Source organism: Promicromonospora sp. NPDC110617 (genome assembly GCF_055598465.1).
Genome location: NZ_JBVKBM010000001.1, coordinates 455,660 through 469,009, shown reverse-complemented (window position 1 = coordinate 469,009; position 13,350 = coordinate 455,660). Strand labels below are relative to the sequence as shown.

13 protein-coding genes are annotated in these 13,350 nt (G+C 72.3%); 5 read left to right on the top strand and 8 right to left on the bottom strand.

The window, feature by feature from the left end; genetic code table 11:
* Positions 1 to 2: 2 nt before the first annotated feature.
* Both purQ and purS read right to left on the bottom strand, forming a co-directional pair.
* The gene (gene purQ / locus ACZ7LE_RS02015) at positions 3 to 752 is read right to left on the bottom strand and encodes a phosphoribosylformylglycinamidine synthase subunit PurQ (RefSeq protein WP_470401722.1); all 750 of its coding nucleotides are present in this window, start codon (positions 750 to 752) and stop codon (positions 3 to 5) included.
* Positions 752 to 1,039, bottom strand: coding sequence for a phosphoribosylformylglycinamidine synthase subunit PurS (purS, locus tag ACZ7LE_RS02010; RefSeq protein WP_285101882.1), 288 nt, complete (start codon positions 1,037 to 1,039; stop codon positions 752 to 754). The genes purQ and purS overlap by 1 nt, the downstream gene beginning before the upstream one ends.
* Positions 1,040 to 1,259: 220 nt before the next feature.
* Here purS and ACZ7LE_RS02005 point away from each other — a divergent pair, with 220 nt between their 5' ends.
* The 3 genes from ACZ7LE_RS02005 (at position 1,260) to ACZ7LE_RS01995 (ending at position 3,550) form a co-directional block, all read left to right on the top strand.
* Positions 1,260 to 1,997: a hypothetical protein gene (locus ACZ7LE_RS02005; protein WP_470401721.1), complete on the top strand. Its 738-nt coding sequence runs from the start codon at positions 1,260 to 1,262 to the stop codon at positions 1,995 to 1,997.
* 88 nt (positions 1,998 to 2,085) lie between these two features.
* Positions 2,086 to 2,325 carry a helix-turn-helix domain-containing protein gene (locus ACZ7LE_RS02000; protein WP_470401720.1) on the top strand — a complete coding sequence of 80 codons (240 nt, stop codon included), beginning with the start codon at positions 2,086 to 2,088 and terminating at the stop codon, positions 2,323 to 2,325.
* A complete protein-coding gene (locus ACZ7LE_RS01995) occupies positions 2,318 to 3,550 on the top strand; it encodes a type II toxin-antitoxin system HipA family toxin (RefSeq protein WP_470401719.1) in 1,233 nt (410 codons plus the stop codon). The genes ACZ7LE_RS02000 and ACZ7LE_RS01995 overlap by 8 nt, the downstream gene beginning before the upstream one ends.
* 4 nt (positions 3,551 to 3,554) lie before the next feature.
* On the opposite strand, the gene ACZ7LE_RS01990 is transcribed toward ACZ7LE_RS01995, so the two are convergent.
* The 3 genes from ACZ7LE_RS01990 to ACZ7LE_RS01980 form a co-directional block, all read right to left on the bottom strand.
* The gene (locus ACZ7LE_RS01990) at positions 3,555 to 4,319 is read right to left on the bottom strand and encodes an alpha/beta hydrolase family protein (protein ID WP_470401718.1); all 765 of its coding nucleotides are present in this window, start codon (positions 4,317 to 4,319) and stop codon (positions 3,555 to 3,557) included.
* A gap of 202 nt (positions 4,320 to 4,521) precedes the next feature.
* Complete coding sequence (locus ACZ7LE_RS01985; protein WP_470401717.1) at positions 4,522 to 5,928, bottom strand: glycoside hydrolase family 6 protein; 1,407 nt, start codon at positions 5,926 to 5,928, stop codon at positions 4,522 to 4,524.
* 142 nt (positions 5,929 to 6,070) lie between these two features.
* The gene (locus tag ACZ7LE_RS01980) at positions 6,071 to 7,195 is read right to left on the bottom strand and encodes a LacI family DNA-binding transcriptional regulator (protein ID WP_470403266.1); all 1,125 of its coding nucleotides are present in this window, start codon (positions 7,193 to 7,195) and stop codon (positions 6,071 to 6,073) included.
* A 63-nt stretch (positions 7,196 to 7,258) separates the two neighbouring features.
* On the opposite strand from ACZ7LE_RS01980, the gene ACZ7LE_RS01975 reads away from it, so the two are divergent.
* Positions 7,259 to 9,553 (top strand): substrate-binding domain-containing protein, encoded by a 2,295-nt coding sequence (locus tag ACZ7LE_RS01975; RefSeq protein ID WP_470401716.1) that lies wholly within the window; start codon positions 7,259 to 7,261, stop codon positions 9,551 to 9,553.
* A gap of 42 nt (positions 9,554 to 9,595) precedes the next feature.
* On the opposite strand, the gene purD is transcribed toward ACZ7LE_RS01975, so the two are convergent.
* From purD to ACZ7LE_RS01960, 3 genes are all read right to left on the bottom strand, one after another.
* Entirely contained in the window at positions 9,596 to 10,885 is a 1,290-nt protein-coding gene (gene purD / locus ACZ7LE_RS01970) for a phosphoribosylamine--glycine ligase (RefSeq protein ID WP_470401715.1), read from the bottom strand.
* Positions 10,886 to 10,902: 17 nt separating this feature from the next.
* Positions 10,903 to 12,195 carry an adenylosuccinate synthase gene (locus tag ACZ7LE_RS01965; RefSeq protein WP_470401714.1) on the bottom strand — a complete coding sequence of 431 codons (1,293 nt, stop codon included), beginning with the start codon at positions 12,193 to 12,195 and terminating at the stop codon, positions 10,903 to 10,905.
* 76 nt (positions 12,196 to 12,271) lie between these two features.
* Complete coding sequence (locus tag ACZ7LE_RS01960; protein WP_470401713.1) at positions 12,272 to 12,715, bottom strand: DUF3151 domain-containing protein; 444 nt, start codon at positions 12,713 to 12,715, stop codon at positions 12,272 to 12,274.
* Between the two features lie 161 nt (positions 12,716 to 12,876).
* Here ACZ7LE_RS01960 and ACZ7LE_RS01955 point away from each other — a divergent pair, with 161 nt between their 5' ends.
* A complete protein-coding gene (locus tag ACZ7LE_RS01955) occupies positions 12,877 to 13,281 on the top strand; it encodes an STAS domain-containing protein (protein WP_285101873.1) in 405 nt (134 codons plus the stop codon).
* Positions 13,282 to 13,350 lie beyond the last annotated feature (69 nt).

The following is a 13,350-nucleotide window of genomic DNA, read 5'->3' as shown; positions in this document are numbered from 1 at the left end:
GGTCACGCGTGGACCAGGGAGGACAGCACCGACGTGAAGAACGTCAGCCCGTCCACACCGGCACGCGGCCCCTCGGCCGACGCCGGACCGAAGCCCGCCTCGACGGCGTGCTCCGGGTGCGGCATGAGCCCCACGACGTTGCCGCGGTCGTTGGTGATGCCCGCGATGTCGCGGCGCGACCCGTTCGGGTTCCAGCCGTCATAGCGGAAGACGACGCGGCCCTCGCCCTCGAGCTCGTCGAGGGTGCGCTCGTCGGCGACGAACTGGCCGTCCTGGTTCTTCAGCGGGATCGTGATCTGCTGCCCGCGGCGGAACTCGTTGGTCCAGGCGGTGCGCGCGTTCTCGACGATCAGCGACTGCTCCCGGCACACGAAGTGCAGGTGATCGTTCTTGACCATCGAGCCCGGCAGCAGGTGCGCCTCGGTGAGGACCTGGAAGCCGTTGCAGATGCCGAGCACCGGCATCCCGCCCTTGGCGGCGTCGACCACGGCGGACATCGCCGGCGCGAACCGGCTGATCGCGCCCGCGCGCAGGTAGTCGCCGTAGGAGAACCCGCCGGGCAGCACCACGGCGTCGACGTCCTGGAGCGACTCGTCGGCGTGCCAGAGCGAGACCGCCTCGGCACCGGCCAGGCGCACCGCGCGCACCGCGTCACGGTCGTCGAGCGTCCCGGGGAACGTGATGACACCGATGCGGGCGCCGGCGATCCCGGGCGCGGCCACGGCGACCGGAGTCGGCTCGGTGGCCGACATCAGGCGCTCACCGGGGTGCCGGTCGCCTCACCCGGGACCGCGGCGGCGTCGGAGACCGAGACCACGTCCTCGATCACCGGGTTGGACAGCAGGGTGGCCGCGGCCTCCCGAGCGGCGGCGAGGATCTCGGGCGTGACCTCACCGTCCACCTCGAGCTCGAACCGCTTGCCCTGACGCACACCGGAGAACTGGGTGAAGCCGAGGCGCGGCAGCGCTCCGACGACAGCCTTGCCCTGGGGGTCCAGGATCTCGGGCTTGGGCATGACCTCGACGACGACGCGTCCCACGAAGGCTCCTTGAAGGTGAGGGAATTCCGGGAAGAGTCTACTTGCGCGGCGGGGTGCCTCGCCGTCCGTGGACAGTGACCTGCGCCGCGCGGCCCCGGGGCCCCGCGTCCGGACCGGAGAACCCCTGATGAGAGAACTCTCATCGCGATCTCCTCACCGCCTCATCCGGCCGGGAGAGCGTGTGCGCGTCCGCATCACCACGGTCGAGGAGAACTGCACAGTGCGTACGCGAGCCGCCGCCGCCCTCGGGCTGGAGCACCGTCCTGTCGCCGGCCTGTTCGGCATGCTGGTCACGGTGGCCCTCGGCCTCAACGTGATCTTCCTGTCGCACTCGTTCCTGGGTGTCCCCGAGTGGCCCGGCTTCCGGTTCGCGATGGAGCGCAGCGTGCCCGAGGTGGTCGGGTACGTCTTCATCGCCTGGGCGGCCGGGCTCGCCCTGTATCTCGCCGTGGCGCACCGGCAGGCGGTGCTCGCCGCGTGGGCCGCGGTGTTCGCCGTGCTCCTCGCCGACGACTACCTCATGCTGCACGAGCGGATGGCCAAGGTGGTCTCGGCGAACGTCACCGTGCCGTACCCGTACGGGCAGCCGGTCGGCGAGATCGTCTGGCTCGCGTTCGTCGGCGGCGTGCTGCTGACCGTCGTCGCCGTCACCTACCGCTGGGCGGCGCCCGGGTGGCGCGCGTCGTCGCGCGTGCTCACCGTGCTCCTCGCGCTGCTGGTGGTGTGCGGGGTGGGAATCGACGCCGTGCACGGGTTCACGACGAACCGCGGCGTCTGGCACGTGCTCCTCAGCTCGCTGGAGGACGGCGGCGAGGTGCTCCTGCTCGCCGTCGTGGTCACGTTCCTCTACGCGCTCGCGTTCTGCGGCCACCGGTCGACGCCGGACACGCTGACCCGGCGCCGGGCACCGCTGCGGCCGCGAGCCGCGCGACCTCGACCAGTTGTCCGACTCAACTGACGCGCTTAAGGTAGTCATCATTTACGACTACGATTTCGTAGTCGGCGCAATCGACTACCAAAACGTAGTCGCCATATGGAGGTGCACGATGCCGTACTCCGGCAAGGTCACGAGCCCCGAGTCGCTCGGGCGAATCCTGCAGCAGGCCCGGCTCCTCAACGGGTGGAGCCAGCGCGACCTGGCGGCACGCATCGGCACCACACAGAGGTACATCTGGGAGATCGAGGCAGGCAAGCCGTCAATCTTCGTCGACCGGCTCTTCGCCCTCATGCGAGAGACCGGCACCGAGCTCACCGCCACGATCGATCCCAGGAGCTCTGATGGGTGACCTCGCCGTCGAGCTCTACGGCGTCGAGATCGGCGCGCTCGTGGGAACGGGTGCGAGCTTCGACTTCGTCGCCACCCCCACGGCGATCGAGACGTTCGGCCTGGACAGCACGGTGCTGTCCCTCGCCGTACCACTGGCCGTCATCCCGGCCCGCGCCCGGCGGGAACGGCGGCAGAACTTCTTCCGCGAGCTGCTACCGGAGGGGCGCATGCTCAGCCGCCTCGCCCAGAACGCGGGCGTCGCGGAGCATGACGTCGTCGGCATGCTCCGCCAGTACGGCCGCGATATCGCGGGCGCGCTCCAGATCTGGGATCCAGAAGCACCGGGAGAGCCGAAGATCCCGGCAACCGAGCCGCTGGCCTCTCCGGGTGTCGCTGACCTGTTGCGCAACGTGGCGACGTTCCCGCTGGCCAACAAGCCGATGAGCGGCAAGACCTCACTCGCCGGAGTGCAGGACAAGGTCGTCCTCGCGCATTCCGCACAGGGCTGGGCCCACGTCATGGACGGCTATCCGTCAACACACATCCTCAAGCCCGAGTCGCGCGACTATCCCACGATCATCTACGACGAGGAGTACGGCTCCCGTTTCGCACGCGCACTTGGCCTCGCGGAGTTCGATACGCGCATCGAGGAGTTCGACGGTGTCCCGGCGCTGGTCATCGAGAGATACGACCGCATAGGCGGCGAGCCTCCGAGCCGTGTTCACCAGGAGGACTTCAACCAGGCGCTCGGCCTGCGCGGGGATCAGAAGTACCAGCGCATCGGCGGGAAGGCGTCGTTGGCCCGCATCGCACGCGAACTCATTCTGACGGGTGGTCGCGAGTCCGTCCTCCGACTTGCTCGGATGACAACTCTCGCCACAGCAGTCGGAAACCTCGATATGCACGCCAAGAACGTGTCACTGCTGCACGCACCCGACGGCTCCGTCGAGCTGGCCCCGGCCTACGACGTCGTCCCACAGGCGCACCTGCCCAATGACGGGGAGCTCGCACTGGCCGTCGACCGCGTCTACCGCCACGCCGCGGTCACTCGAGCTCACCTTGCGGCAGAGTTCACGGCGTGGGGGCTGCGGGAGAGCGACGCCGTGGTCGAGCAGACGCTGACGACCGTGCTGGAGACGGCGAAGGATGAGGCACCGGATCGACGCGCTCATGCGCATCTCGCTGACGACATCACCAGGTTCACGACGAACCTCTTGGCCGGACTGCCCGCCGGCGGCCAATAGCTCGTCAGACCGTCAGGTACTGGTCCGCCCAGGCGCTGATGATGCGGGCCGCGCGCTTCGCCTGACCGGGTGCGGTCAGCAGGTGGTCGGCGCCCTCCAGGGAGACGAACGACCGGGGGTGCCGGGCCTCGCGGAAGATCTCCCCCGCGTTCGAGATGTCCACCGTGCTGTCCGTCGGCGAGTGCATCACCAGCAGCGGCGAGCCCAGCTCGCGGATCTTCGAACGCAGCTCGGCCCGCCGGACGTCCTCGACGAAGTGGCGCTTCAGCGTGAGCGCACGACCGCCCACCATCCACTGGGCGTGGCCGTCGTCGAACACCCGGCCCAGGACGGCGTCGTAGTTGTGCTCCGCGTGCCGCGGCTGCACGGGGGCGCCGATGGTCGCGACCGCCTGCACGCCCGGGACGTCGGCACCGGCCGCGATCACCGCGGCGCCGCCGAACGAGTGCCCGACCAGGAGGTGCACGGGCATGTCGTGGTCGGCCATGAACTCGGCGGCCCGCACGGTGTCGGCCACCTTGTGCGTGAACGAGCCGTCGCCCCAGTCGCCCTCGGAGTCGCCCAGGCCCAGGTTGTCGAAGCGCAGCATCCCGATGCCCTCGCTCGCGAGCTGCTTGCAGATCCGCGCCGCGGCCGGCGAGTCCTTGCCCAGCGTGAACCCGTGGGAGAAGACTCCCCAGCCCCGCACCTCGCCGTCCGGCCGGTCGATGATGCCCGCGAGGCGCGGCCCCGTGGTGCTCTCGAACGTGACGCGCTCAGCCACGGACACTCCCCTTCTCGACCCTTCTCGACGAAGCCGCGATGTTAACGCGACCCGAGTTTCGCCGAGATGACGCCGCCGCGCACCGAGACGGGCGGACCACACCCCTGACCCGGCGCGGTACTTGCGCCGAGTCAGGGGCGTGGTCGGACCAGCCGGCTGACTCGGCGCTGCGATCGCGGCGAGTCAGCCGGGTGGACCACGACGACGCCTAGCTGATCGCCGGGTAGGCGTTGGCGACCAGCATCTCGAACTGGGCCTGGAACCAGTGGCCCGACAGCGGGGCGTCCGCGAGCGCGCCCGTGAACCGCCCGCCCAGCTCGCTGGACTGGTACGTCGGGTCGCACATCCGGTCCAGGCGCTTGCCCTCGTCGTTCGGGATCTCCGTGGACGAGCCGTCCGACTCGCCCGGGGGCTTGACCCACACGTAGGCGTCGAGGTGCGACTCGGCGTGGCCGGACGGCGCGACCGTCGGCCGCTCACCGATGCCGGCGCCCGACGGGTTGCACCAGGCCCCGCGGTGGTTGCGGCGGTCCACCTTGGACTCGTTCACGTAGGTGTTGAGATCGGTGGAGGTGCTGACCGCCGTGGGACGGGCGGACCCGCCCCAGCCGTTGCGGCCGGTGTCGACGAGCATGCCGATGCTCGCCGGCGCGCCCTGCGCGACCATCAGGTCGTAGAGGTTCGCGGTCCAGTCGATCTCGTCGAAGTCGGGGTTCCACTCGAACCAGCCGGCGGACTTCACCTGGCCGCCGCCGACCTGGAGGTCGGGGTTGGTCAGGTACGTCTCCTCCAGCGGCGTGGTGTTCGCCGTGTTGGTGACGAACCCGGACACGGCGCTCCAGCCGTAGGTGCTGCCCTCGATGACGTTGGCGAACTCCTGCGCCGCGCCGCTGGAGTTGTTCGGCCAGCCGAGCCAACCCGAGTGGGCCGCGTCGATGTAGGAGTACACGTTGCCGACCTCGTACAGCTCGGAGATCGCGTACTGCACGCCCTCGCGGTAGTACGGGGCCGCCGCGACGCAGTCGGCGTCGGACTGGTTGGTCACGAGGTTGGGCAGCGAGTCCGGCTCGATCGTCGCGACGATCCGCAGGTTCGCGTACTCGGGCCGGTCCAGCAGCGCGACGATCGGGTCGATGTACTCGGTCTTGTACCGGGTCATCCCTGCCGCGGTGGCGGGCAGCTCGCCGTTCGAGGCGAGGGCATGGCAGTCGCGGCCGGGCAGGTCGTAGATGACCACGTTGAACACCAGGGGCGAGCCGCCGGACTGCGCCACCGCCTGGTCGAGGTGCCATTCGAGGCCGTGCTGGCGCTCGGTGCCCTCGATCGCGGCGATGCGGTCCATCCAGACCGACGTCGGCTCGTCGGCGATCGCCCGCATGTCCGCCGCGAGGCCGGCGTCGCCGACCTCGTCGGCGGCCGTCTCGACGAGGGCCGACCAGTCCGGGTTGACGTACTGCGCGGCGCCGACGAACGGGTTGTCCTCGAGCGCGACGGCTGGAGCGGTCGAGACGGCGACGAGCGCGGGAACCGCGAGCAGGACGCCCGCTGCTGCTGCCGCCACGGTGCGGGACCTGCGTGGGGACGTGCCGCGGGTGCGGCGAGGTGCTGATGACACGGTGACCTCCGTTGGCCGGACCGAGCGCGCGCCGCGCCGGCCCCGGGGCCGGACGACCGTCCGCGCACCACGGCGGCTCGTTCCGCCGCGGCATGGCGCAACTTTGCCTACCGTTTGGCTGCGGCAGAACCGTCTTAAACGATTAGCCGCCGGGCGGCGGCGCCGTCGAACCGCGCACCACGAGCCGCCCCACCGCCACGGTGCCCGACGGCGGCTCCGCGCCCGCGACCTGGTCCGCACCCGGCCCGGACCCCGCGCCGCGGCGGCCCGGACCGGTGCCGAGCGCGGTGCGCAGCGCCCGGCCGGTGGCCCGGCCCAGCTCCTCCACGGGGTAGGGCACGGCGGTGAGCGACGGCGTGGTGAGGTAGCACGCCGGCGAGTCGGTCCCGGCGACCACCGACAGGTCCCACGGCACGCCGAGACCCAGCCGCCGGGCGACGTCGAGCACGAGCCCGGCCGTGGCGTCGTCGTCGGTCACGACCGCCGTGGGGCGCTCCGCGGTGGCGAGCAGCGGGCGCAGCGCCGCCGCCGCGCGCTCGGGTCCGTCGCCCGCGACGGTGCGCAGGTCGATCCCGCGCCGGGCCAGCGCCACCTCCAGGGCGGCGGCCCGGCGGGCGGGCGAGACGAGGCGCTCCGAACCCGCGACCATCGCGACCCGACGGTGCCCCAGCTCAGCCAGGAAGCCGCCCACCTGCTCGAACGCGTCGCCGTCGTCGAGCACCACGTGCTGCCAGGTGGCGGGCGCGCCGTCCGGAGCGGTGCCCACCACGACGGCCGGCGCGGGCAGGGAGCGCAGGGCGGCGAGGCGCTCGTCGTCCGCCCGGACACCCGTGACCACGAACGCGGCGTAGCGCCGCTCGGTCCACCAGCGGTCCATGAGCTGCGCGGCCTCGGCCGTGGAGCCGGCCACGTGCACGGCGAGCGTGAGGGTGTCCGGTCCGATGGTCTGGAGCGCGCCGGTCACGAGGTCGAGCGGGAACGCGGCCCGGGTGCCGAACGGCTGGTCGTGCACCACGACCAGGGCCGCGGCGGCCGGACCGCTGCGCAGCGAGCGGGCCGCGGTAGCGGGCCGCCAGCCGAGCTCGTCCGCCGCGCGGAGCACGCGCTCGCGGGTCGCGGCGGAGACCCCGCGGCGGCCGTTGAGCGTGTACGACACGACGGCGGTCGAGACGCCGGCGGCCCGGGCGACGTCGACGATGGTCGGCCGTCGCGCAGGGGTCGAGTAATCGGACAGTTCAGGACGGTTCGGTCGCGACGTTGGGACCATAACCACGTAGCATGCACCCTTGGGTGAATTTTGCACAGCGTCAACGAAGACGGGTGTATAAGCATGCTTAACGGAAAGCGCAGGTATGTGATCGGGGTGCTGTCCCCGGTCGTCGGTGGCTACTACTTCGGACGGGTGCTCGCCGGGATCGCGCGCACCGTCCGCCCGGAGGGGCATCGCGTGGTCGCGGTGCAGACCTATCCGGCGGACCTGGAGCGCGAGCAGTTCCCGGACCGTCCGCCCGGCACCGCTGCCGTAAGCCTCGGCCAGCTCGACGGCGTCATCGTCATCACGTCGGCCGTCAACGAGGCCACGCTGCTGCGGATCGAGGCGGACGGCACGCCGGTGGTGCTGGTCAGCGAGCGCACCACCAGCATCGACGCCCCGGTGGTGACGCCCGACAACGAGGGCGGCACCCGGGCCGCGGTGGAGCACCTCATCGCGCACGGGCACCGGGAGATCGGGTTCCTCGGCAGCCTGCGCCAGGCCGACATCGTCGAACGGCATGCGGCGTACGTCGCGACGCTGGCCGCCCACGGCATCACGCCCCGGCCCGAGTGGCTCTACCGCACGGCCGACAACCAGGAGGCGAGCGCGGCGACCGTGGCGCAGGCCGTGGTGGGTGGCCCGGGCCTGCCGACGACGGCGACCGTCGCCGCCACCGACCGCAACGCGATCGGGTTCTCTCGCGTGCTCCGGGCCCAGGGCCTGTCCCTGCCCGGAGACCAGGCGATCGTCGGCTTCGACCACTCCGAGGCGGGCGCCCGCGTACGCCCCCGGCTCGCGTCCGTGGACCCGCACCACGACCAGGTGGGCGAGCTGGCCGTCTCCCTGCTCCTCGCCCGGATCCGCGGCGAACGCGTGGCGGGCCAGCACCTGTCGCGCTCCACGCTGGTGACCCGCGAGTCCTGCGGCTGCCTCGACGCCCGGGCAGGCACCCTCCTCGAGGGCCTGCCCTCGCAGGAGGGCTCGACGGCGTGGCGCCGGTTCGGCGAGGTGGCGCGTGCGACGTTCGACGGCGCCGAGGCGCGCCTCGGACCGGGCGCCGACCTGGACTCGTGGATGCGCGGCGTGCAGCGGCTGTTCCGCGGCGCGGCGGCGCTGGGCCAGCCACCCACGCAGGCGACGCTCACGAGCCTCGCCGAGAGCACACGTGTGCTGCGTCCCCACCCCGAGGCGCTGGAGCAGCTCATCCCCGCGCTGCGGTCGGTCGAGGAGGAGTTCCGGGAGGAGGTGCGCACCGGCCAGGTGGCGGCCGGCCCCGGCGGGGAGCCGGCGCCGTCGGCCAGGACGACGGCCGGCCCGGCGGGGCCGGCCCGCGCCCCGAGCCGGGCCGCGCGCGCCCGCGCCGTCACCCGGACCGCGACCGACGTGCTGGTCGCCCTCAGCGCCGGGTGCACCCAGACCCTCCTGGCCCGGTCGGGACAGCTCGAACGGACGATCACCGACCAGTACGAGCTCGACCTCGACCTGCTGCACGCCGACGGGCGCGCCATCCGGGCGCTGACCTGGCTCCCGAGGGGGCACCGCAGCCCGGCCACGCTCGCCCTGTGGACGGACGGCGAGGGCGCGCCCGGGTCGGCCGCGGCGTCCGGCCCGCCGTCCGGTCCGGTGGACGCGGCGCGGACCCTGGAGATCGTGGGCACCACCGCCACGTCCCGCCAGGCGACGGCGCTGGTGGGCAGGCGCATGCCCGTGGGCACGTTCCCACCGCCCGCGCTCTCGGGCGAGGGGGTCGTGTTCGTGGTGCCGGTGACGTTCGGGCAGAGCGACTGGGGCATGCTGGCGATCGGCGGCGGCGTGGACACGCGCGCCACGAGCTCGCGCGACAAGTACGACCACTGGGCGGCCATGGTCGCCGTCGCGCTGGACCGGGAGGACCGGCTGACGTCGCTGCAGCGGCAGCGGGCCGCGCTCGCCGAGGCCGCGGACCGGGAGCGGGCGCTCGTGCTCGACCTGCGCACCGAGGTGGAGCGCAACGCGCTGGTCCAGGACGTCGCCCTGGAGGGCACCTGGGACTGGGACATCGCGACCGGGCAGGTCTTCTACTCGCGCACCTGGCGCGCGCTGGTGGGCCTGCCCGACGACGCCGCGTGCACCGGCATCGAGGAGTGGACCGGGCGCGTGCATCCCGAGGACGTGCGGACCGTGCAGATCGCGATCGCCCGGCAGCTCGCGGGCGCGGCGGAGCCGCTCGACCTGGAGCACCGCCTGCTCGCCGCGGACGGCCGCGAGATGTGGGTGCGCTGCCGCGCCACCACCGTGACCGACGACGCCGGCGTGCGCGCCCGGATGATCGGCGTGCTGATCGACGTCACCGGCATGCCGGCGCGGGAGCGGCGGGGCGTGGCGCGGTGAGGCGCGGTGCCCGGTGCGCCGCCGTCCGGCACGGGCGCCGTCCTACGGGACGGTGACCTCGCCGCGCTCCGCCTTCAGCGCGATGTCCGTGCGGTGGTGCGACCCCTTGAGCTCGATGCGCGCCACGCCCTCGTAGGCCCGACGGCGGGCGTCCGCCAGGTCGGCGCCGAGCGCCACCACGGACAGCACACGGCCGCCCGCGCTGACCAGCTCGCCGGTCTCGGAGAGCCCGGTGCCGGCGTGCAGGACGTGCACGCCCGGGAGGGCCTGTGCGTCCTCGATGCCCGTGATCGGGTCGCCCGACCGGGCCGACGCCGGGTAGCCCTCGGACGCGACGACCACGGTGACGGACGCCTCGGGGCGCCAGCGGAGGGGCTCCAGGTCCGCGAGCCCGCCGCGGGCCGCCGCGAGCAGCACCTCGGACAGCGGTGTCGCGAGCCGGGCCAGCACGGACTGGGTCTCCGGGTCGCCGAAGCGCGCGTTGAACTCGACCACGCGAGTACCGCGGCTGGTGAGCGCGAGCCCGACGTAGAGCACGCCGGAGAACGGCGTGCCGCGGCGGGCCATCTCGTCGACCGTGGGCTGCGCGACACGGCTCAGCACCTCGTCCACGAGGCCGGACGGCGCCCAGTCGAGCGGCGTGTACGCGCCCATGCCGCCCGTGTTGGGGCCCTCGTCGTCGTTCCCGACGCGCTTGAAGTCCTGCGCGGGGACCAGGGGGACCACCGTGGTGCCGTCGCACACGCAGAACAAGGAGACCTCGGGGCCGTCGAGGTACTCCTCGACCACCACCCGGCCGTTCTCGTGGGACAGGCAGGCCGTGCCGTGGGCGAGCGCCGCCGCGCGGTCGTCGGTGACGACCACGCCCTTGCCGGCCGCGAGGCCGTCGTCCTTGACCACGTACGGGGCGCCGAAGGCGTCGAGCGCGGCTTCCAGCTCGGTGACGTCGGTGCACACGTGCGCCATCGCGGTCGGCACGCCGGCGGCGGCCATGACCTCCTTGGCGAACGACTTGGAGCCCTCCAGCCGGGCCGCCTCGCCGGACGGGCCGAAGACCGGGATGCCGGCCGCGCGGACGGCGTCCGCGACACCCGCGACCAACGGCGCCTCGGGGCCGACGACGACCAGCTCCGCGCCGAGCCGCTCGGCGAGGGCCGCCACGGCGGCCCCGTCGAGGGGGTCGACCTCGTGCAGCGTGGCAGCCCCGGCGATGCCCGGGTTGCCCGGCGCGGCGTGCAGCTCGTGGGAGGCGGTGCCGGAGACGTTCTCCCGGTCGAGCGAGTGGACGATGGCGTGCTCGCGGGCACCTGTCCCGATGACGAGGATCTTCACGGTGGCAGAGGTCCTTCTCAGCGCTGGTGGATGAGGTCGTGGACGGGGATGATCTCGTCGCGCTTGGGCCCCACGCCGATGGCGGAGATCCGGGTGCCCGACATCTCCTCGAGCGCCTTCACGTAGGCCTGGGCGTTCTTCGGCAGGTCGTCGAAGGACCGCGCCTGGGAGATGTCCTCCCACCACCCGTCGAGCTCCTCGTAGATCGGCTTCGCGTGGTGGAACGCCGTCTGGTCGGTGGGCATCTCGTCGTAGCGGACGCCGTCGACGTCGTAGGCCACGCAGACCGGGACCTTCTCCATGCCGGTGAGCACGTCGAGCTTGGTGAGCACGATGTCGGTGAGGCCGTTGATGCGCGTCGCGTAGCGCGCGATCACGGCGTCGTACCACCCGGTGCGCCGCGCGCGGCCCGTGGTGACGCCGTACTCGCCGCCCGTCTTGCGGAGGAACTCGCCCTTGTCGTCGAACAGCTCCGTGGGGAACGGCCCCTCGCCGACGCGTGTCGTGTACGCCTTGATGACGCCGATCACGGAGTCGATCCGGGTGGGCCCGACGCCGGACCCGGTGACCGCGCCGCCCGCCGTCGCGCTGGACGACGTGACGAACGGGTAGGTGCCGTGGTCGATGTCGAGCATCGTCGCCTGGCCGGCCTCGAACAGCACGTTCTTGCCCGCGTCGAGCGCCTTGTTCAGCTCGACCGCGGTGTCCGTGACCATGGGCCGCAGGCGGTCGGCGTGCTGGAGCAGCTCGTCGAGCGTCTCCTCGACCGTGATGGCCCGCCGGTTGTAGACCTTCACGAGCAGGTGGTTCTTCTGGTCCAGCGAGCCCTCGATCTTGGCGCGCAGGATCTTCTCGTCGAACAGGTCCCACATGCGGATGCCGACGCGGTTGATCTTGTCGGCGTACGACGGGCCGATCCCGCGGCCCGTGGTGCCGATCCGGCGCTTGCCGAGGAACCGCTCCGTCACCTTGTCGATGGTGCGGTGGTACGGGGCGATGATGTGGGCGCTGCCCGAGACGAGCAGGCGGGACACGTCCACGCCGCGCGCGATCAGCGCGTCCAGCTCCTCGAACAGGACCTCGATGTCGACCACCACGCCGTTGGCGATGACCGGCACCACGCCGGGCGACAGGATGCCCGACGGCAGCAGGTGCAGGGCGTACTTCTCGTCGTCGATGACGACCGTGTGCCCCGCGTTGTTACCACCGTTGAACTTGACCACGTAGTCGACGCGGGAGCCCAGGAGGTCCGTCGCCTTTCCCTTGCCCTCATCGCCCCACTGGGCCCCGACGAGCACGACGCCTGGCATGGATCTCCACCTTCTCGAATTCCTAGGGTTGCCCCGCCGAGTGCGCTCCGTTGGCGCCCGCGGGCCGCGCCCGAGTCTACTTCGTGGTGGGCACCAGGGCGCGAACCTCGTCCACCGAGGTGCCGGAGTCCACCAGGAACGTGGCGCAGCGCTCGGCCTCGGCCTCCTCACCGATGCGGTGCGCGGCCTCCGAGAGGGCCAGCAGCGCGCGGAGGAAACCCTGGTTGGGGACGTGGGCGGCCGGGATCGGGCCCTGCCCGCGCCAGCCCGACCGGCGCAGCGCGTCGAGCCCGCGGTGGTAGCCGGTGCGCGCGTAGGCGTACGCCTCCACGTCGCCCGCAGCGGTGCCCGCCGTCAGCGCACGCTCGGCCAGGACTGCCCACACGAGCGACGACGCCGGGGCCTGGGCCGCCACCGCGACCGGGTCGCCGCCGTCGGCCAGCTGCTCGCGCGCGGCCGGGTGGTCGTCGGACAGCAGGGTGGGGGCAGGACCCTGGAGCAGGTTCTCGTGGGAGCTCATGCTCGCATTGTCACACCCCGGCGACCCCTCGGGCCGACCCGGCGCGCACTAGGGACAACACAGGACAAAGAGGTCGCACAGGATTGCCCTTGACGCCAACCACAACGGTGAATTTTGCCTTTCATCCGGTGCGATCGAGCAACAGTCGTTACGCTCGACACATGATCGAGATCGCGACGTCTCCCACGACGACGACGCTCGTGATCGCCGGCGACCTCGACCTCGCCGAACGAGACCAGTTCCCGGAGATCGCAGCGCGCGTGGTCGGCCTGCGCCGACAGCTGCTCGTCATCGACATGTGCCGGGTGACCTTCATGGACTCCACCGGGGCCGCGTTCCTGATCTCGCTGGCCGACGCCGGCCGCAAGCGCGGCGGCGCCACCGTGATCCGCGGGGCCGACGAGCGGGACCTGTTCGTGCTCGAGGTGTGCGGGGCCATGGAGCTCTTCCGCGTGGACGACGAGCACTCGTGCGAGCCGGCGGCCCCCGACTCGGGGTTCGCCGTGATGACGTCGCGGGACGACGACACGTCGCCGTTATCCCACCGCGACGCGTCGACCGCGTAAAACGTTTCCCAAGCGTCTCGCCGACGCGGCGCGCGGTGCCCGAACGTCTCGGGAGTCCTTGGCGGGATG

Coding starts and splice junctions, on each gene's coding strand:
- ACZ7LE_RS01960 (WP_470401713.1), bottom strand. CDS start 12,715: ATGAGCTCCCACGAGAACCTGCTCCAGGGTCCTGCCCCCACCCTGCTG.
- ACZ7LE_RS01965 (WP_470401714.1), bottom strand. CDS start 12,195: ATGCCAGGCGTCGTGCTCGTCGGGGCCCAGTGGGGCGATGAGGGCAAG.
- ACZ7LE_RS01975 (WP_470401716.1), top strand. CDS start 7,259: ATGCTTAACGGAAAGCGCAGGTATGTGATCGGGGTGCTGTCCCCGGTC.
- ACZ7LE_RS02000 (WP_470401720.1), top strand. CDS start 2,086: ATGCCGTACTCCGGCAAGGTCACGAGCCCCGAGTCGCTCGGGCGAATC.
- purQ (WP_470401722.1), bottom strand. CDS start 752: ATGTCGGCCACCGAGCCGACTCCGGTCGCCGTGGCCGCGCCCGGGATC.
- ACZ7LE_RS01995 (WP_470401719.1), top strand. CDS start 2,318: ATGGGTGACCTCGCCGTCGAGCTCTACGGCGTCGAGATCGGCGCGCTC.
- ACZ7LE_RS01955 (WP_285101873.1), top strand. CDS start 12,877: ATGATCGAGATCGCGACGTCTCCCACGACGACGACGCTCGTGATCGCC.
- ACZ7LE_RS01980 (WP_470403266.1), bottom strand. CDS start 7,195: ATGGTCCCAACGTCGCGACCGAACCGTCCTGAACTGTCCGATTACTCG.